This is a genomic window from Vibrio sp. AK197 (assembly GCF_053903115.1).
The window spans coordinates 458,922-478,162 of sequence record NZ_CP096429.1; the positions used below are offsets into that span (position 1 = coordinate 458,922).

19 protein-coding genes are annotated in these 19,241 nt (G+C 45.4%); 11 read left to right on the forward strand and 8 right to left on the reverse strand.

What is annotated here, in order from left to right:
* Nucleotides 1–386: 386 nt before the first annotated feature.
* On the forward strand, nucleotides 387–1,373 hold the full coding sequence (locus M1D72_RS02135; protein ID WP_456295375.1) for a CobW family GTP-binding protein: 987 nt from the start codon (nucleotides 387–389) through the stop codon (nucleotides 1,371–1,373).
* A 64-nt stretch (nucleotides 1,374–1,437) separates the two neighbouring features.
* On the opposite strand, the gene ylqF is transcribed toward M1D72_RS02135, so the two are convergent.
* Nucleotides 1,438–2,382 (reverse strand): ribosome biogenesis GTPase YlqF, encoded by a 945-nt coding sequence (gene ylqF, locus M1D72_RS02140; protein WP_390194812.1) that lies wholly within the window; start codon nucleotides 2,380–2,382, stop codon nucleotides 1,438–1,440.
* A gap of 319 nt (nucleotides 2,383–2,701) precedes the next feature.
* Between ylqF and M1D72_RS02145 the strand changes: the two genes are divergently transcribed.
* The gene (locus M1D72_RS02145) at nucleotides 2,702–3,463 is read left to right on the forward strand and encodes a hypothetical protein (RefSeq protein ID WP_456295376.1); all 762 of its coding nucleotides are present in this window, start codon (nucleotides 2,702–2,704) and stop codon (nucleotides 3,461–3,463) included.
* On the opposite strand, the gene M1D72_RS02150 is transcribed toward M1D72_RS02145, so the two are convergent.
* The gene (locus M1D72_RS02150; RefSeq protein ID WP_456295377.1) at nucleotides 3,460–4,821 is read right to left on the reverse strand and encodes an MATE family efflux transporter; all 1,362 of its coding nucleotides are present in this window, start codon (nucleotides 4,819–4,821) and stop codon (nucleotides 3,460–3,462) included. The two genes, M1D72_RS02145 and M1D72_RS02150, sit on opposite strands and share 4 nt — an antisense overlap.
* Before the next feature lie 77 nt (nucleotides 4,822–4,898).
* Between M1D72_RS02150 and M1D72_RS02155 the strand changes: the two genes are divergently transcribed.
* From M1D72_RS02155 to M1D72_RS02180, 6 genes are all read left to right on the forward strand, one after another.
* Nucleotides 4,899–5,798: a helix-turn-helix transcriptional regulator gene (locus M1D72_RS02155; RefSeq protein ID WP_456295378.1), complete on the forward strand. Its 900-nt coding sequence runs from the start codon at nucleotides 4,899–4,901 to the stop codon at nucleotides 5,796–5,798.
* 174 nt (nucleotides 5,799–5,972) lie between these two features.
* A complete protein-coding gene (locus M1D72_RS02160; protein ID WP_390194804.1) occupies nucleotides 5,973–6,278 on the forward strand; it encodes a hypothetical protein in 306 nt (101 codons plus the stop codon).
* 41 nt (nucleotides 6,279–6,319) lie between these two features.
* Complete coding sequence (locus M1D72_RS02165) at nucleotides 6,320–6,700, forward strand: hypothetical protein (protein WP_456295379.1); 381 nt, start codon at nucleotides 6,320–6,322, stop codon at nucleotides 6,698–6,700.
* Entirely contained in the window at nucleotides 6,700–6,978 is a 279-nt protein-coding gene (locus M1D72_RS02170; RefSeq protein ID WP_390194800.1) for a hypothetical protein, read from the forward strand. Before M1D72_RS02165 ends, M1D72_RS02170 begins: the two co-directional genes overlap by 1 nt.
* A gap of 156 nt (nucleotides 6,979–7,134) precedes the next feature.
* A complete protein-coding gene (locus M1D72_RS02175; protein ID WP_390194798.1) occupies nucleotides 7,135–8,781 on the forward strand; it encodes a methyl-accepting chemotaxis protein in 1,647 nt (548 codons plus the stop codon).
* A gap of 229 nt (nucleotides 8,782–9,010) precedes the next feature.
* Nucleotides 9,011–9,931 carry a homocysteine S-methyltransferase family protein gene (locus M1D72_RS02180; protein ID WP_456295380.1) on the forward strand — a complete coding sequence of 307 codons (921 nt, stop codon included), beginning with the start codon at nucleotides 9,011–9,013 and terminating at the stop codon, nucleotides 9,929–9,931.
* A 70-nt stretch (nucleotides 9,932–10,001) separates the two neighbouring features.
* On the opposite strand, the gene M1D72_RS02185 is transcribed toward M1D72_RS02180, so the two are convergent.
* On the reverse strand, nucleotides 10,002–10,799 hold the full coding sequence (locus tag M1D72_RS02185; RefSeq protein ID WP_456295381.1) for a DODA-type extradiol aromatic ring-opening family dioxygenase: 798 nt from the start codon (nucleotides 10,797–10,799) through the stop codon (nucleotides 10,002–10,004).
* Between the two features lie 149 nt (nucleotides 10,800–10,948).
* Between M1D72_RS02185 and M1D72_RS02190 the strand changes: the two genes are divergently transcribed.
* A complete protein-coding gene (locus tag M1D72_RS02190) occupies nucleotides 10,949–11,887 on the forward strand; it encodes a LysR substrate-binding domain-containing protein (protein ID WP_456295382.1) in 939 nt (312 codons plus the stop codon).
* Here M1D72_RS02190 and M1D72_RS02195 read toward each other — a convergent pair.
* The 3 genes from M1D72_RS02195 to M1D72_RS02205 form a co-directional block, all read right to left on the reverse strand.
* On the reverse strand, nucleotides 11,881–12,660 hold the full coding sequence (locus M1D72_RS02195) for a nitroreductase family protein (protein WP_456295383.1): 780 nt from the start codon (nucleotides 12,658–12,660) through the stop codon (nucleotides 11,881–11,883). The genes M1D72_RS02190 and M1D72_RS02195 overlap by 7 nt on opposite strands.
* Before the next feature lie 137 nt (nucleotides 12,661–12,797).
* Nucleotides 12,798–14,216, reverse strand: coding sequence for an MATE family efflux transporter (locus tag M1D72_RS02200; RefSeq protein ID WP_456295384.1), 1,419 nt, complete (start codon nucleotides 14,214–14,216; stop codon nucleotides 12,798–12,800).
* A gap of 92 nt (nucleotides 14,217–14,308) precedes the next feature.
* Nucleotides 14,309–15,187 carry a LysR substrate-binding domain-containing protein gene (locus tag M1D72_RS02205; RefSeq protein ID WP_456295626.1) on the reverse strand — a complete coding sequence of 293 codons (879 nt, stop codon included), beginning with the start codon at nucleotides 15,185–15,187 and terminating at the stop codon, nucleotides 14,309–14,311.
* 182 nt (nucleotides 15,188–15,369) lie between these two features.
* Here M1D72_RS02205 and hisC point away from each other — a divergent pair, with 182 nt between their 5' ends.
* Together hisC and M1D72_RS02215 are read left to right on the forward strand one after the other, a co-directional pair.
* The gene (gene hisC, locus M1D72_RS02210; protein ID WP_456295385.1) at nucleotides 15,370–16,479 is read left to right on the forward strand and encodes a histidinol-phosphate transaminase; all 1,110 of its coding nucleotides are present in this window, start codon (nucleotides 15,370–15,372) and stop codon (nucleotides 16,477–16,479) included.
* Nucleotides 16,476–17,249, forward strand: a complete 774-nt coding sequence (locus M1D72_RS02215) for an ABC transporter substrate-binding protein (RefSeq protein ID WP_456295386.1) — start codon at nucleotides 16,476–16,478, stop codon at nucleotides 17,247–17,249. The genes hisC and M1D72_RS02215 overlap by 4 nt, the downstream gene beginning before the upstream one ends.
* Before the next feature lie 99 nt (nucleotides 17,250–17,348).
* Here the strand turns inward: M1D72_RS02215 and M1D72_RS02220 are convergent, their stop codons facing one another.
* Entirely contained in the window at nucleotides 17,349–17,516 is a 168-nt protein-coding gene (locus M1D72_RS02220; RefSeq protein WP_390194782.1) for a hypothetical protein, read from the reverse strand.
* Between the two features lie 73 nt (nucleotides 17,517–17,589).
* Nucleotides 17,590–19,239, reverse strand: coding sequence for a BatD family protein (locus M1D72_RS02225; protein WP_456295387.1), 1,650 nt, complete (start codon nucleotides 19,237–19,239; stop codon nucleotides 17,590–17,592).
* Nucleotides 19,240–19,241 lie beyond the last annotated feature (2 nt).

The following is a 19,241-nucleotide window of genomic DNA, read 5'->3' on the forward strand; positions in this document are numbered from 1 at the left end:
AAGAAAAAGGGGAGCATGTGCTACAAATTATACTCGCCAACTCGTCTAACTATAGCGACAAGAATGAAATATTGAGTTGCAAATTTGGTGTCGTTTTGCAAGCAAGATCACAGTTGAAATTTGCACAAATCAAAATCTGATCCATAGTTAAAGTGTAAGGCAATCTGAACCGACTCGCAGGGAGGAATGCAATCGCCTTACCTACAATTTGGATGGATTCAAACAGTCATTTCCAACGCCTCGTACCATGATTGGTCAGCATCTAGAGACTGTCCAATTCGCAAACTCACGATTGAGTCACGAGGGATTAAGGCGCATCTTATGATGCGCCTTTTGTCGTTTATAAAGAGTGGTATACTGTCGAAAAATTCTTTTGGAGCGATTATATGTCATCCCGCGTCCCGACCAATATCATCACCGGCTTTTTAGGCTCAGGAAAAACAACCGCTATTTTACATTTGCTAAAAACCAAGCCTGCAGATGAAAATTGGGCAGTGTTGGTCAATGAATTTGGTGAAATAGGCATTGATGGGGCGATGATGTCTGAGCAAGGGGCGATGATAAAAGAAGTGCCCGGTGGATGTATGTGTTGCACTGCTGGCGTGCCAATGTCGGTAGGCATTACCGCATTGTTGCGTCAAAAGCCGGATCGACTGCTTATTGAGCCAACAGGCCTAGGTCATCCAAAACAGGTAATGGCAACGCTTCGCTCCACGCAATATCAAGACTATGTTGATTTAAAAGCAACGATAGCCTTAGTTGATCCTCGAAATCTGAGTGACGAAAAGTATTATTCAAACCAGAATTTTGCTGACCAACTCGCGTGTGCTGACGTAGTAATTGGCAACAAAGTTGACCAATGCCAAGTGAAAGATATCGATCGTTTCAATGCTTGGATCACCGACCAAGTTCCTCCCAAGGTATTTTCAAAATTAGTAAAACATGGCGAATTACCTTTGGAAGTGCTCGATATTCACAGTGTGTATTCTGTTGCCAAAAATGAAGGTGATGACCACCATCACCACCACGCACAGATGGAGCCCCAATTCCAATTGCCACCGGGTGAAGCGTATTCGCGTAGGGAGAATCAAGGCCAAGGTTATTTTAGCTGTGGTTGGCTGTTTGGCGCTGAGTATCAGTTCGATTTTGATTTGTTGCTTTCCATGCTCAATGACATCACGGCAGAGCGAGTGAAAGCGGTGGTCAATACGTCACGTGGTTGCTATGCATTTAATGTGGCAAAAGGTGTGGTATCTGTTAATGAAATGAGTTTAGAAGGTTTTGAATCACGCATTGAAGTGATCGATTCATCACTGATGCCATGGGATCAGCTAGAGGACGTGTTGTTAGAGCTTGCGGGCGTACACAAGTAAATAACGCCCAATCATACAAAAAAGGTCTCTGAGCACTCAATCACTTAGAGACCTTTAATCCAATTTAACGTTTGTTTCTCAAGTAACGTTTACGACGCTCTTCTTTGCGTTTGGCTTTTTCTTCTGCTTTACGCTCTTCTTCAATTTCCACTTCGATCAGTTCTTGAGTGATCATCTCAGGCAGCTCTAACGTGAGCTGGCCAAGTGTTCCTGAACGCAGTTCATGAAGCAGTATTTCTGATACTTTGTGTAAATCAACACGACCACCAGAACGCAGGGCACCGCGTTTACGACCAATCTCTTCCATGATCTCTAAGTCAGTTTCTGGAAGCTCGTCAAGCTGATACCGTTCTTTTAAGCGTTCAGGGTAGGCACTTGCAAGATATTCAACGGTGTAGAAAGCCACTTCATCATATTCCATTGCCGTATCTTTGACTGCGCCAGTCGCGGCAAGGCGAAAACCGCTATGTGGGTTTTCTACTTTTGGCCATAAGATTCCTGGTGTATCTGAAAGCACAATGCCATTTTGCAAATTAATCCGTTGCTGACGGCGAGTCACCGCAGGTTGGTTACCCGTTACCGCTATGGTTCGGCCTGCCAGTGTGTTAATGATGGTTGATTTACCAACATTCGGAATGCCCATGATCATAGTGCGAATGTTTTTACCAATTTCTTCACGGTGAGGTGCTAATTGGCGGCACTGTTCAAGGATTTGTTGCACTTCTTGCTGCTGTGACGTGGTAATCGCTATGGCTTTGACATTATGCTCTTTTTCAAAATGTTCTATCCAAAGTTGAGTCAGAACTGGATCGGCCAAATCTCGCTTGTTCAATACTTTAACCACTGGCTTTTCGCCTTTAAGCTGCGCGATCATTGGGTTTTCGCTACTAAAAGGAATGCGCGCATCAAGAACTTCAATAATGACATCGACTTGTGGAATAGCTTCCTCGATCTCTTTACGAGCTTTGTGCATATGGCCCGGGAACCATTGAATCGAGTTATTAACCATTTGTAATTCAACCTTTATATATCTTGCTGAGCGGTAGTAAAGTGCGCTTATTTATGCTTCTAAAGACGTAAATTGCCTTTTGGTTATAAGCCGCTATGACCGCTGCCATTGTGTTGGCGGCGATTCTAACACTTTATGCGCTAAAACGGGAATGCGTGCGAAAATTATCATGGCGATAGGGGAAGCGATTCATCTGCGCAATATATTGTTTGTGTAACTTAATTTTGAGACATTGATCTCATTTTTAATGGTGTTAACATAATGTTTTTCTGTTGATCAGAAGTTTTTATTCCTTTAATTTTCTGCTAAGGACCTGATCATGCGCCTTATCACCCGTAATCCGTATGTATACCAACTTGAAGTTCATGGGCGTCAAGTTTGGCTTAAAAAATGTGGCGAAGATAAACGTAATTGGTTCAATGTATTGGCCAACAAATTGTTTCGTTCTTGTCCTCATTTAACCCATTTAGCTCTCTATAGCGCTTATCCGCCTAAACAGAGGTTTCTCCATGAATTAGAAGCCTTAGAATATGCGCTGGCACACCATTTACCTGTGCCAAAGTTGATATTCAAAACACGCTCTTCATTTGCAACGGAAAACTCCGGTATTCCAATCCACCAAGTGCAAAATCAGCCGCAAGAACGACTCTACATTAACGCTTTTAAAAACTTGCAGCGCTTGCATCAAGAAGGGTTTATTCATGGCCGACCAGCCATGAGAGATATTGTCGTTGATGAGCAAGGTAAGGTCACTTTTCTCGATTTGGAAGAATCCCGTGTGTCGACCTTACCAAAGTTGCAAGTGCGCGATCTCATTTTGTTTATGCTTGATTCCTATCGCTTAGAAAGCGTGAGTCAAGAAACTCGTCTTCAAGAGCTTCTTGCATGGCACTTGACGGCTAGCGAAGCGATGCGAACAGAGTTACATAAAACCATTGAGTTTATTCATCATTGGGTATGGTTGCCGACACTCATTCTACGTTTTCGCCACAATCGGCTTTCTCAGCAATATGTCGCTTTGCACGGCTTATTGAGGCGTTATGAGCAGGAAACCAATACTCAAACGGTGGTGAAATTCTAATTGAGGGTTAGGTTTCTGAGCCAAATGTGTTTCTTGTAGCGTGTAAAGCACAAACCGATTTTGACCACTTCCTCAACCAACATGCACAAATAAACCAGGTGGAAAGGGAGATCGAGTAAAATTGCGCCCAATGCGGTGAGAGGGAGACCAAATACCCAAGTGGAAATAAAGTCCATTTTTAAGCAAAACTTATTCTCGCCGCCCGCACGTAAAATACCGTTGATGACCAGCATGTTCATCATTTTTACGCTGACACCAAGACAGGTCACATTCAATGCCAAGCTGGCCATGGAAGCGGTGTCCAAGCCGTCAAGACGAAGTAACTCGATTAACCCATCTTTACCGATAAATAGCACCACGCTAGTGGTGATGCCGAGTACTAGAATCAGCTGGGTAAACAACGTTGCTGTTTGTGTCGCTTTATCAAACTCATCTCGTCCTAGATGCTGACCAAGAATGATCGAGCAGGCGACGGAAATACCAAGAAATACGGAATAACATAGAGACTCAAAAGGCGCGATAGTGCTGAAAATAGCAAGCTCCGTGGTTCCCATGTGCCCAAAGATCATTTGATATATTAGTGTACCCGTTGCCCAAAGTACGGCACCGGTTGCGGCTGGTGCAGCCAGTTGTAAATAAGATTTTTTCAGTCGTGCATCGGCTTTATCTGCTTGGGTGGTATACAGCCAGTGCTGGCGTTTTTTAAGTAATATCAGATAAATGATGACTTGGATAAGGCGCGATAAGGTGGTTGCCAACGCTGCTCCAGCAACCCCAAGCGCAGGCAGACCAAAGTGCCCTGAAATTAAGGCGTAGTTGAGCGTAATGTTACAACCTATGGTAAACGCGGCGACCAATAACGGAGTCATACTATCGCCTGTCGAGCGCATACTGGATTCAACAACAATAATAAAATGAGTCAATAGCAGTGCAGGCGCTGCGAACCATAAATAGTCAACACCAAACGCAATGACGTGAATGTCATTGGTTTGTAGCAGCATGATGAAATCAGCTCCTAAGGTGAGTGCAAGCGTTACAGGGGTTAGGATCACTAAACCCGCGCCAATCGCAAAGCGTGAAATTTGCTTGGATTTTTCTACGTTTGCCCGTCCCCAATATTGAGCGACCAAAATACCATTTGCATTGGCCATACCTGCCATGATCATGGTGACGACAAAGTGCCATTTGGAGGCAAGTCCGACGGCTGCGGTCGCCGCTTGACCAAAATCACTCACCATCAAAACATCCGCTAAAGCAAGAATGGCGACTAACGCACTTTGGACAGCAACTGGAAACCCGAGTTTGAATGCGTTAAATAAAACCGAACGTGGTTGAATGGCTCGAGCGTGAACAGACATTGGCAATGAGTTCCAATTTGTTGAATAAAAAGAGACTATAATAGCGCTCACTTTACCTTTTGCAGGGCGCAAGCAAAATGTTCAAAACTGATAAAAACCTGTGCAAATCCGTCATCTCCCCCCTTAGTCATAAGATGGTTTGGCGCGACGATGTGTATCTAGCGCCGGCGTGTAAGGAACGCTTTCTAACCACTACGGACATTCCCGAATTTGTTGAGCAACAGATATTCATGGCTGGACTGGCTGACCTCAATGATGGCTATCGAGTGGAGCGTCAGAACCCGGACGTTCATACTCTACTTGCCACGATCGGTGGGTGTGGGCAACTGACAACTGATGAGGGTAGGCAACAAATAGGTCAAAACACAGTGACCGTGTTACCGGCAAAGACGGCTTTCTGTTTTGAGCTCCACCCGCAACATCGACATTGGAAAATGGCATGGATCTTATTAAAGGCTCATCCTCAGTGGCGTGCAATTGATGATATGGCGCCGGTTGTTCTGGAGTCTGACATGGCAGAGTCGGTTTATTCCGCTTTAAACTTGGTGCATCGTGACATTCATGGTCGTCAGACGTTTCGTGCCCTAATGGTCAGTGAAGTGGTGAAATTGCTTTCTGGAGTTGATGGTTCGATGAAACCGGCCTCGATTCGAGTCATGCGGGTATTTAACTTGGTGGAGTCGCAACTTCATCTTGATTGGACGGTGAGTGCGATTGCCAATCATGCTTACTTAAGTGAAGAGCAACTTAATCGAATCTGTAAAAAACTCTACGGCAAAACGCCGCGAGATTACGTGATCTCTTTGCGCATGGATAAAGCAAAAGACTTATTACGAACCAAAGATTGGTCTGTGAAAATGATTGCATCGCGTCTTGGGTATCGTGATGCCAACAACTTTACCCACCGTTTTACTAAATCTATTGGAATGTCGCCGCGCCTATTTCGAACCACTAACACGACCCGTAAGTCAGACTAAAAAGCGAGGCTCGTAAAAATGGTATGAAATTTTTACAAACCGATCTGCAGAATCTCCTTTCATACACCGTGTCGAAATAAACAAGTTTTTAATAAAGACCTTTAAAAACAATAAGATGAAATGTTGGCATGATGTTGGCTTTAGTTTAAGTACATCAATAGAAGGAGACATATTATGGCAACGACTAATGCAAGCACTCAAACAAAAGCACACGATAAAGTAGACCAAGCAGCTGAGGCTGCGCATAAAGGTGTCGACAGTGCAGCGCAAGCCGCTGAACGCAGTGAAGAGCAAATTCGCCAGGTGGCGAACCAAATCAGCGATCAAGCCCATAAAATCTCTGATCAAGCAAAAGCTCAGTCTGAGCGTGTGTCGACTGCTGTCAGTAGCTACACTCAAGAAAACCCAGTGAAATCAGTAGGTATCGCCTTCTTAGCCGGTGCGGTAGTGGCTGGTTTCTTGTGCAGCAAACGTAAATAATCTCCTCACAGCCGTTTTAGTTTATTAGAGGTCACAACGCGATGAGCCAAGCCAGTTCAGAACAAGCAACAGAGCAAGCGATTAGCTTTGAACAAGTTACTCAAACTCATAAACTGTGGTTTAAACGAGTATTGGGGCTTGGCGCTCTGGAAGCAAAAATTTGGGTTGCTTCTGGCGCACAGCTTGTCGCGTTGATGTGTGGCGCAGCGGTATTGTTAGTAACGGCTTGGTTGCTCCTTATCGCTGCAGTCGCGGTGATTGCTTGGCAAGCGGGATTTTCTTTACCTTTAACATTATTTGTTGGGGCGATCATTACGTTAGTCTCCGCCTATGGACTGATAGTTTTGGTTAAAAGAACATTGAAATCAATGAACTTTACTCGAACGTTGGATGCGTTAATCCCAAGTGATGAGGAGGACTAATGTTTGGTCTAAAAGAGATGCGCCGCAAGCGCGACTTACTTCATGCGAAAACCAAAGCGATGGAGCAATTGGCGAGCGATTCGCGACAACAGTATAAAAGTAAGGTACTGAATCTGGCGTCAAGTCCACAAGGTTTAGGGTTAAGCTTTATCGCTGGTGCAACGACGCAATGCGATGTTGTGAATAGCCAGCGTAATTTACTGCTTGCAACCGCCCGAACCGAGTTGCTGATGATGGGCAAGCAATACCTAGCTCAGTGGATGGATAAAAATAGCTAGTTCACGGTATAGTCTTCTAACACTTTTGTTGCATTCCTGAGCAATAAATCTGGCACAGTTCAACGAATCCAAACATTTCACTTCCTTTGTATATTTTTCTCTTATACTTAAGTTGTTTATCAATAACAGTACGAATTATATACAAAAGGACCCTTCATGTTTATTAATAGGCTCACGCTTAAAAGCCGCCTTATTATTGCTGTTGCAATTCCATGTATTGCACTGATTATTGTTGGGCTAGGTAGCTTGACGACAATGTCGGTAATGCAAACTCAGGCGGAAAAATTGTACCTCAATACCGCGTCGCCGATGCGAGCAATGGCCGAAGCGGCTTCGAGGATACCGAGAATGCGTGTTGGCATCGATATGATGCTTTTGCAGGAAACGTCGCTACGAGATGAGCGTGGGGTATTAACTCGCGTTAAAGAGGCGCGTACAGAAGATATTCCGCAAATGCGTGAAGCGATGACTCAAGCGGTGGATGCTCAGGTTAATCCTGAACTAAAAACCAAAGCGAACGATTTGTTAAATCAATTTGAGTCAATGGTCAGCAATGACTTGAACCCTTTGCTTGATGCGTTTGAACAAGGTGACATTCCCCTTGCACAGCGTTTATATCGCGATAGATACGCGAAAAGTTACGGCACGATGCGTAAAGCCGCCAATGATTTATTGGATGTGTTATTAGTACAAGCGCAATCGGAAAATGCCATGAGTGTGACCAGTTATCAAAATGGTCGTCGTAATCAAATTGCTGTGATCATTATTGGGTTGGTGATTTCGTTTATTACCTCTTGGTTTATCGTCAATAATCTACGCAAACGAGTTTCGTTCTTGCGCGATACGATGAGCAGCGCTGCTGAAACTCTGGCACTAGATACGCGTATTGATCTGCAAGGTAAAGACGAGCTTACCGAGATTGGTAACAGCTTCAATCGCTTTATTCAAAAAGTACATGAGTCGATCAATGAGGTTGCGTCCAACTCAAGAGATTTGTCAGCGATGGCGAAGGATGTGGCTGAGCGCGCAAAACTGACCCAAAGCAACTGTACGTCTCAACGAGATCGCACGGTACAAGTGGCGACAGCCATACATGAATTGGGCGCTACAGTAACGGAAATTGCATCGAATGCGGCTAATGCAGCCGAAGTTGCGCGTGATGCAACGCACCGTTCTGCTGACGGGCGTGAAGTCGTTGGGCAGGCGAGAGAACAGATCGCTCAGCTTTCAACCGAACTTGAGCAGTCAGCGGCGGTAGTGCAATCGTTAGCCAGCCAAATCGATGGTATCAGTTCTACGCTTGATACGATTCGTAGCATTTCAGAACAAACTAACTTGCTAGCATTGAACGCAGCGATAGAAGCGGCGCGGGCAGGGGAGCAAGGCCGTGGTTTTGCCGTGGTTGCAGATGAAGTCCGCACGCTCGCGAGCCGGTCAGCGGATTCAACAGAAGAAATTCAACATATCATCGACAGCTTACAAGCTGAGTCGCAGCGAGCGGTTGATGCTATGGATAAAGGCCGAACAAAAAGTGGTTTGGTGGTGGAATACGCAGATAAAGCCAATTTATCGCTTGAGCAAATCGACAGTTATATTGATCAAATCAGTGACCAGAATATCCAAGTCGCGACGGCGACCGAAGAGCAATCCAGCGTGGTTGAAGACATTAACCGCAACGTAGAAGACATCAATCAAATTACTACCGAAACGACAGATATTGCAGAGCAGCTCAACGACGCGAGTGCTAGCCTGCAGCGACTATCAACCCAGCTTGATAAGTTGGTCAGTTACTTTAAGTTATAGCATGTTCGCCATTTGCGTTGATAAAACGAAGGCCATCGCGCCTTCGTTTTTTTTTACTCTAACTCATTGCCCACAAAGATAAAATGAGCAGCTTGTTTTGTCCTTAACTGCAATAAAAGAATTTACAAAATGCTTGTCAATAAATAGCAAGTCAATTATATTGCCATCTAATGGAATTCTAGATGTTTAGACGTCCATTAAATGTTTGTCGTTTATAGGTGAGAGAAGAATGATGCAGTCACAGCCAGTTACATTACTTGATGGTGGAATGGGAAGAGAACTCGCAAGCATTGGGGCGCCGTTTAAACAACCCGAATGGTCTGCGCTTGCTATGATTGAATCACCAGACTCCGTATTACAAGTTCATCGGCATTTCATCGACAGTGGGGCGAGAGTTATTACCACGAATAGTTATGCTTTAGTGCCATTTCATCTCGGTGAACAACGCTTCTTGGAATCTGCGTTGTTGTTAGCGACTGAAGCGGGAAAAGTGGCGCGACAAGCTGTTACTGAGTCAGGTAAAGCGGTGCAAGTGGCAGCTTCCTTACCGCCTATGTTTGGGTCTTATCGTCCAGATCTCTACCAAAGAGACGATGTTGCAAATATAGCCACGCCGCTGATTAAAGGCTTAGCGTCCTATGCTGACATTTGGTTAGCCGAGACTCAGAGCTTAATCACAGAAGCGCTTGATATCAAAGCACTAACTGACCAGATCTCGAGTGAATATAAACCGTTTTGGGTAGCGTTTACATTGGATGATGAAAATCCATCAAATACACCGCTACTGCGCTCTGGCGAGCCAGTTGAGGAAGCAGTTGTGGCTTTGGCAAATGCAGGTGTTGAAGCGATTCTGTTCAACTGTTCTCAGCCGGAAGTCATTGAACAAGCCGTTGACGCAGCGATAACCATTCTTCGTAAAAAAGGCGCAAACCACATTCAAGTTGGAGCGTATGCCAATGCGTTTCCGCCTCAAACCAAGGAAGCGACAGCAAATGAGGGGCTTGATGACATTCGAGCCGATTTAACCCCAGACGCTTATCTAGCTTGGGCTCATAAATGGCGTCAACTCGGGGCAAGTTTAATTGGTGGGTGTTGTGGTATTGGTCCGGAGCATATCAATAAGTTACATTGTCACCTTATTGATGAATAGTCCAAAATAGTCAAAGTCGTTCTCCTTGTTCTTTGCTCCTAAAAAAAGCGCCTTAATAGGCGCTTTTTTATTACATTCCGTAGCCATACGCATCCAGCGCAAGTATCTCTAAATCCATTGCACGATGCAGTACTTGACCTTTTTCATCATCATAAGTCACCCCTAGAATACTTGGCAGTGGTAGGTAGTGATCCGGTGTTGGATGATTATACAACGAATGTGGACCTTGGTTACGGTAATCAAGCAAAGCATCGACACGCCCATGGGTCACTTCGTCTCCGACCCATTGTGTAAACTCATTCACTTTCGCCACACGTTGTGGATCCGCATTTGGCGCGAAGATTTCACGTAAGTTATGGCTAATACCACCCGAGCCGACAAACAACACGCCTTTTTCACGTAGTGGACGCAAAAATCGACCAATTTCGTAGTGTGAAATCGCGTCTTTAGTACTGTCGATCGAGACTTGGATAATAGGTACATCATGGTTGGGGAACATATACAACATGGGGATCCAAGCTCCGTGATCTAACCCTTGTTCGCCATTGGTTATCGCGGGAATACCCGCATCAGTCAGCATTGTTTCGATTTCTTTGGCTAACTCTGGGGCACCTTGAGCTGGGTATTGAATATCATACAGAGGTTGAGGAAAACCATAGAAATCATGGATGGTACCCAAAGTATGCCCACTGGTAATAACAGCAGGGCCACGATAATCAAAGTGAGCGGAGAAAATAACAATCGCTTTTGGCGCAGGAACGGATTGCCCCAACGTTTTAAAGAACGCGGTCGTTGATGAAGACTCCATCGCCATCATTGGAGAACCATGGGATAAAAACAGCGCTGGCATACGGGTTTGATTTGTCATGTTACCTCTCTCTTAGCCATTTCGGCGAATTACTGCGCCACTCTTTCATCTATTCGTTGGTGGCGACTGCGATGGAACTAATATACCTCTGTTAGATTGTATGATAAAACGGGTATTCATTGCTTAATTATCAACGGAGCGTTGTTAATATGGATAAGTTCACGTCAATGCGTGCATTTAATGCTGTGGTTATGGAAGGTAGCTTTACCAAAGCCGCGAGTCGCTTAGAGATATCTCCGCAATTGATCAGTAAGTACATTGGCCAGTTAGAAGAGAGTTTACAGGTGCGGCTTCTCAATCGAACCACACGACGAGTCCATCTAACCGAAGCCGGTCAATCATACTTTGAGCGTTGCCAGCAAATTCTCCAAGATATTGATAATATGGAGAATGATTTAACTAATTTGCAAAATCAGGTGACAGGGACGCTACGGGTCAGCGTGCCGATGTCGTTCGGTATTCACCATTTATCCAATCCAATAACAGAATTTCAGCAGCGTTACCCAGAGATGCGGGTTGAGCTGTTTCTGACCGATCGCAAAGTCGATCTGCTGGATGAAGGTATCGATGTCGCGCTTCGAATTGGCCACCTTAAAAGCTCTACGCTGGTGGCGAAGAAAATTACCCCTATTCGCTTGTCTTTGTGCGCGGCTCCGCAGTATTGGACGCAACACGGAATACCCCAAGACTTAGTGGCGTTGAGCCACTTAAATTATTTGCGATTTACCTATTCGGACCTGCGTAGTTTACTGGTTGATTGGCCGAAGTCCGTTTCCATTCAGGATTTTAAAAGTGACTTTGCCAGTAACAATGGCGATGTCATTGTGAATATGGCGATGCAAGGGCGTGGTTATGCGATTCAACCGACATTCTTGACAGGGCAAGCTCTTGCTCGCGGTGAACTTGTCGCCCTAGAGCATTTTCCTATCGAATCTTTGGGTCTCTACGCGTTATACAGCCATCGTGAATTTCTTGCATCAAAAGTACGCCATTTCATCGATTTCTTGAGTGAATATTACGGTGATACGCCGTATTGGGATAAAACGGGGCAGCTTGATGAGCTCAAGTTGCCCAACAAGGGTTATTGATGATTCATAAAGCCTTGTGCTTTAAGACAATCGAGTACGGTTTTAGAAAAGGTGATATGAGAGTCTCGAGTGTATTTTAATTTGGTATAGATTTGCGCTAAGTTTTCGACTTCTGACGAGGTAATCATTGCTTTTAGGTCAGGGTAGGACATGTAGCGTTCCCAGCCAGATTTCTCACGATCGGCATAAATACGTTTAATCTCTTCATCACTATGATCATGGTAGGTTTCGTAATGAACCAAGCCTTCTAAGGGCAACCTATCTCGAATGTCTGGTTTTTCTGCGGGGTAGCCAAGTGAAAAGCCGACCACAGGCACGACACCTTGGGGCAGCGCTAATCGCTCGGCGATTTGGTCGCAATTCGCTAAGGTCGATCCCATATAACATAGTCCCAAACCTTTCGCCTCGGCGGCTAGAGCCACATTTTGCGATACCAGAGTGGCGTCAATCGCCCCAATCATAAAACTCATAAAGTTATCAAAATTCAGCGGAGCATCGCTAAGCTCGAGCCACTTACGCATGCGGCGAAAGTCGGCGCAAAACGTGAGAAGGACAGGTGCATCCACAACCATGTTTTGTTGCATGTGAGGCTCATACAATGCCTGCTTGAGCTGTGGATCTTGGGTGACGATAATCGAATACGACTGCATATTCCCAGATGACGATGCCCGTATGCCTGCATTTAATATCTGCTCGAGCAGTTGTGGGTCGATAGGATCTGGGTGGTATTGGCGAATTGAACGGTGGTGGTGAAGGCTTTGAAAAACGTCCATGTAAGTAACCTTAGAGCAGCTAACTATTGACTGAAAGAGCTCTAGTATCCGTGGCTTACGTGATTTGCTCAAGTATGAAGAGCTTACAACGCTTGTTGGCTCACGCTGATTTTAAAACCCCGAATGCACAATAATACCTATCGATGATCTTCAATATCCAATAGCGCTTCTTCGGTAACTTGCAACACGTCTTGATCATCATCGGTTAACCGGGTTTGCTTCCAGCGACCGCGTGCAAACCAGGCTACGGATACTGCGGCTATCAGGACATTGGTGATAGCGAAAGAGTACCAGATTCCCGTTTGTGATAGAGGTGTATGCTTTGACAGCACATACGCTAAGGGAAATTGAAATACCCATTGTGAGAGCAACGAGAGCACCATGGTATTGACCATATTTCCTGAGGCTCTAAATGCTGATACGACGCACAGCTGTACGCCAATAAATCCCCATGTTAGAGACATGGTTTTGACAAATTGCCCCCCATTTTCAATGACCTGAGGATCATCCGGAATGAAGAATCCGACAATATTTGGCGCAAAAAAGTAGGCGAGAATGCCTAAAATAGTCAGCGCAATAAAACCCCATAACGTGCCGATGTACGTGACGCGCTCGGCGCGTTCGACCTGCTTAGCACCGAGGTTTTGCCCCACTAAGGTCGAGACCGCCATCGATAGCCCCATCGCAGGGATCGTGACCACTTGCAGTATGTTGGATCCTACGCCGTAAGAGGCAATCGTGACGGTGCCAAAACTGGCGACCAAAAAGGACATAATGATTAAGCCCAAAGCACGGGCGGAAAGCTCAACCGAACCAGGCGCACCCAAAAAAAACGCGCGGCGTATATAGCTCATGTCAGGCTTAAAATGGTAACGACGTAAATGAATGCCATGGCGACCTTTTAGTAGCACCATTAGACCAAGAAGCGCTGCTAACCCTTGAGTCACCAGCGTTGACAGCGCGGCGCCCATCACGCCATAGCCAGGGAGTGGGCCATAGCCAAAGATAAATAATGGGTCCAAAAAGAAATTAAGAATGACCGTACCAAAGACGATCAGGAGCGGCACTTTGACTTCGCCGATACCGCGCATAATGGCTTGAAACATCGCAAAGGTAAAAACGAACACCACACCAATAAATGACACATGCATAAATCGCAGTGCGTCTTGATAAACCGCAGGCTCAACTTGTAAGAGTGTTAAAAAGTAGGGTGATAGCAAATAGCCAGTAAGCCCAAGAATGATTGAGCTAAACAACACCATTAGCATGGTTTGCGCTGCAACTTTATTGACTTTTTCGTATTGGCGAGCGCCCATATACTGGGCACTTAATGTTGCCCCTGCCATCGCAAGCCCTGAGCCAAGCGCGATGACTAAAAAGGTGACAGGCATACTCACAGATACGGCGGCAACCTGATGCGCGCCTAACCGTCCGACCCAAAACGCGTCAGTCAGTTGATAGGTGGATTGCAATATTTGCCCGATGACGATTGGAATGGCTAGCGAGAGCAGGGCTCGGTGAATCGGCGCTTCTAGTAGCTTTTGTCGACTTGGCATTCATCCTATCCTAGAGGTGGTGGTGGGCATCGTATTAGCCGGCCCGTTCTAATTCATTCTCTTCGTTTTATCATACGGCAAAATCGCGTCAGTTAATGTGTTGAAATTAGCCAATTTTGTAGCAAGTTCAAGATTGGGTTATGAGTTTGTCTTGGATACAAAAAGTAATAGCTTTGTCCCGATAACACGGTGTCGTTAAAAGGCTGAATTAAACGATTCATCGATAAGTCTTGCTGCGCGAGCGTGACATCGCCAATGGCGATACCAAACCCTTGCTGTGCAGCGTTCATTGCTTGGTCTAGGGTCGAAAAGTGCTGATTGCTTTTACTCGACATTTTCTTTTGCTGACGATGGTTTAGCCACAGTTGCCAATCACTTTGTGCACTGTTGGCGTGAAGCCACGTAAATTGTTCAAGCCAAGGACTGGGGTCAGAGATGGCCTTGGGAACAATGGCATGCCACAGTTCAGGGCGGCACATCGGAGTAAGGCGCTCTTCAAATAAATGATGGCTGGTGACGCTCGGCTGTCTTGGCTCTTTGCCATAGATGATGATCACGTCAAAGGCTTCGAAGTTCGGTGCGGAGTGATGATTAATACTCGACGTCAGTTCAACATCGACATCTGGATGGGCTTCTTGAAACGCCATTAACCGTGGTAATAGCCATGAGGTCACACAGCTCGGAGCATTAAGCTTGATACGCGAAGAGCTGGCGCTGACATCCGATATCGCCTGCTGCAGGCGGTCAAGAATGTCTTGGGCTTTGGGGAGAAGCAAACGACCTTGTTCGGTTAAGGACAAGCCACGAGCATGCCGATAAAACAATGGCACGCCGACGGTTTCTTCAAGCGCAATGACCTGCCGGCTAATGGCTCCTTGGGTCAGATTCATCGCATCTGCGGCTCGAGTAAAATTAAGGTGTTTTGCTGTGGCAAGAAATACTTGCAGTGATTTGGTCGATGGTAATGGCATAAAAGAGTTACAGCTATGAATTTTTATCATGCCTAGTATGTCTTTATTTCGATTCAGTTTACAAATGGTTTTTGTTTGAATGGTTAATAAGTTAATAAAATTGCAAATAAACGCATTATTCATGTTTTTAGTGCATAAAAAATTACCATAAACAAATAGTTAACATTTGTAATGAGGTTGGAATGTCATCGGTTGCAGAAAAATTAGCACCAGAGGCTATAAAAAAGTTAATACCTTATCAGTCGGCTCGTCGGATTGGAGGCGCAGGACGTATTTGGCTCAATGCCAACGAATTAGAGCAGCCTATCGATTACGTTGCGGGGCAAGGGCAGTATCATCGTTATCCCGATTTTATGCCATCAGAAGTGGCAAAGGCGTACCAAAGTTACAGTGAGATCAAGTCACCCGTGCTTGCTGTACGCGGCGCAGATGAAGCGATTGATCTGCTAATACGCACCTTTTGCCAGCCGGGAAAAGATAACATCGTGGTGTGTACGCCCACCTACGCTATGTACGAATTCTGTGCAGAAGCACTCTCCGTTGCTACTTTGCCTGTACCATTACTCGGTGACGAGTTCGAGTTAAATGTCGAAGGGGTCATTTCGGCTGCGAAGGTGGCCAATGTGGTGTTTCTATGCTCACCCAATAATCCGACTGGGAATGTGTTGGCGAGTAAAGATATCGAACGCATTTTAGAGGCCACTCGAGACGATACATTAGTGGTGGTGGACGAAGCCTATATCGAGTTCGATTGGCAACAGAGCGTAGCGGACTTAGTCCTTGATTACCCGAACCTTGTGGTTATTAGAACGTTATCCAAAGCGTTTGGCCTTGCATCGGTACGTTGTGGATTCATTATCGCCGATGATTCGGTCATGAATTATGTGATGAAGCTGATTCCACCGTACCCGATGCCAGATTCCAGCTCTGAAATTGTACTAAAAGCGCTGTCAGAGCAAGGAATTGCACAGATGCGAGAGGCAACCCATCAACTTATTGCCAGGCGTGACTGGTTTGCTGAGCAAGTCACTGGTTTCGCTTGGATTGAAACCGTGTATGCATCCGCAACCAACTTTGTTTTGCTTCGTACTAAGCAGGGCATAAAACTGTTTGATTATTTGTTGAGCCACGGTATCGTCACGCGCGATCAGGGGCACGAACTCGCACTAGCCAATTGCGTAAGAATCACCATCGGCAGTCAAGCCAGTATGCAAGAAGTGCTTGAGGCCATGAACAATTATTCTGTAAGTAATACCAATGAACACAATGAATCAAAAGGAATCGTGAAATGAAAAAATTCACTTTGGGATTAGCCGTTATTACCAGCTTGGTATGTGGTGTGGTAAGTGCAAAGGAAGTTCGGTTAGCTTCGGATTTTACCTATCCACCGTTTAACTATAAAAATGCACAGGGCGAACCCGTTGGTTTTGATATTGAAATTGCTGATGCTCTGTGTGAAGAGGCGAAGCTGGATTGTATTTGGGTCTCCCAGGGTTGGGATGCCTTGATACCGAGTTTGATGGCTCGTAAATCGGATGTGATTATGGCCTCGATGCGAATCACGGAAGACCGTAAAAAGAAAGTTCTGTTTACGGATAAGTACTATCAGACTCCTGCACGCTTTGTTGCCAAACAATCTGCGGATTTTGCGATTGATAAAGCAGGGCTAGAAGGTAAAGTAATTGGTGTTCAACAAGGAACCATTCATGATCGCTATGTAACAGATATGTTTGCGGGTGTCGCGGATATTAAACGCTATGGTGGTCAGGATGAAGTGTATCTCGATATGCAAAATGGTCGTTTGGATGTGACCTTTGGTAATGCGGATCAACTGGCATTGGCATTTTTAGATAAGCCTGAGGGCGCAGACTTTGAGTTTAAAGGCCAAGCGGTAACCGATAAAGCCTATATAGGAGAAGGAACAGCGCTTGCGTTACGTAAGCAGGATAAAGCGCTCGCGGCTAAATTCAACCAAGCAATTAAAGCCATTCGAGATAATGGCACGTACGATAAAATCGCCGCCAAATACTTCAATTTTGATATTTATGGCGAGAACTTATAGCCCTATAGGGGCTAACCGCTATCGTCATAAAAGCAGAAAACCACGTCATTGGACGTGGTTTTTTATAACGCGCGATGAACTTTGTATTCGAATAGCGAACTAGGGGCGAATAGAAAATACATCTTTATCTGAACGACCCGTATGTTTGAATGCCTCGACCGCTTCCTCGCGAGTTTCTGCTTCGATTTCAAATGACGCCATGTCGGCACCATCAAAATAAATAATCACATACGTCTCTTCAGTTTTTGGGCTTTGTGCAGCAGACACAATCTCTCCCTCCGATACATCCACTTTAGTTATAAAACTAGCATTAACTATCGTCGCCTATGTCAACGGTCAGCTAGAGTTTGGCTAGTGTGACGTCTTTTGCTGTCTCTTTTTTGAGAGATTTACGTGCTTTCTTAAGCACACTGACTAAATGACGACTTTGCCATACCTTATCTGACTCTGAGAATTGAGATTGGTTCATCTCGCTAAGTTGTTGTTCGATTTCTGCACGATATTGGCTGAGTAACTCAGGGTGATCTTGCAGCCATAAAGAACAGTAATGTTGAATCTGTATGACATCGTTACGCTGGCATGCATAAAGTAGCGGGTCCCAATGATTATCCACATCGATTTCGGTTTTATTTGGTGCTTTACTGCCACGATGGCGTCTCAGGCGGAATGCAATGGCAGCGGTAACCAACCATAAAACGGCGAGTATGGCGCTGAGGGTTGGCCACCAACCCGCATCTTTTATGGTAACGGTTTCGACAGGGTTATCGACGCTGGGTAATGAAGGTGCAACGGGAGCGGCATTAATACTGGTTGCGCTGGCCACGTCCAGCGTTAGAGCGTTAAGGCTTGCACTGCGCTGCTCTCGTTCTTGGCTATCCCACCAATTGAGTGTTAACCCGGGAAGCGTAACAGCACCTGGCGCTTGAGGAATAAGCACCTGCTTTAGAGTCATGCGAGTTGTATTATTGTCGAGTTTCTCAAATTGCGGTTTTTCGCTATAAACGCGCACAGAGTTCGGGTAGTCAATCTTTAAATCTGGGAATCGTTCAGGGTTAAGACCTTGAATATCTAACGTGATCTCTCGTGATAGTGACTCACCCACTTGTGTTGAATAGGGTTGGTCGTAGCGCACATCGACCGCATTGTTATTGCTGTCCTGCCAATTTTGATCCAGCGTCAGTTGAGGCGTTGGTAGCCAGACGCCAGAGTAATTGCTGGGTTTTCCTTCTACGGTGATCGTGAAGTTTTTACCTCGAATATCGACAGGCACCAAGCGGGTAGAGCCCGAACGAGGATCATCATCCATCAAGTTGGCGGTAAACCGCGGGCCTTGTAATTGATAAGTCCCTGGTTTGTCAGCCGTCAGACGAAACTGATATTCAACAACCGAGGCGCTCACGCCATCAATGACGGTGTTGTATTGATTGCCATTATCCACCGATTCCATACTCAAACCGTCAATTTTCGGCGGAAAAATACGTGGGTTTCTGAGGCGACTGGCACTGGATTTTACGACTAATTGAATCGATAAAATGGCGGATTCGTTCGGATAAAGCTGTTGGTTGTCGAGGCTAACATTAAGGTCGATTAATTCTGAAGGGTCTACGGCATCTTGCGCTTTGACCACTTGAATAGCGATGGGTTGCGTTTGAGCGCCATTGACCTCAAAAGATGGAATTTTAACCATCCCCAATTTATTGCTGGCAAGGGAAATATTCCATTCGCTGCGTGTGGTCCGTTTACCATTAATGCTGTTTATTGATGAGCCAAAACTTGGGCGACTTAGGTAGAAGTCTTGGTCTAACACATCAAAATTGATGTCATCGGAAGACAGGCGCTCATCAGCGACAATACGTAGCTGAAACACTTCATTTTGCGCCACTTTATTTTTGCTTACGCTGGCCTGCAGATTAAGTGCAAAACTGAGTGGACTATAGCTAAGTCCAATGAACAGTAGGAGTATCAGGGAGCGAATTGATTGCATAGTCATGA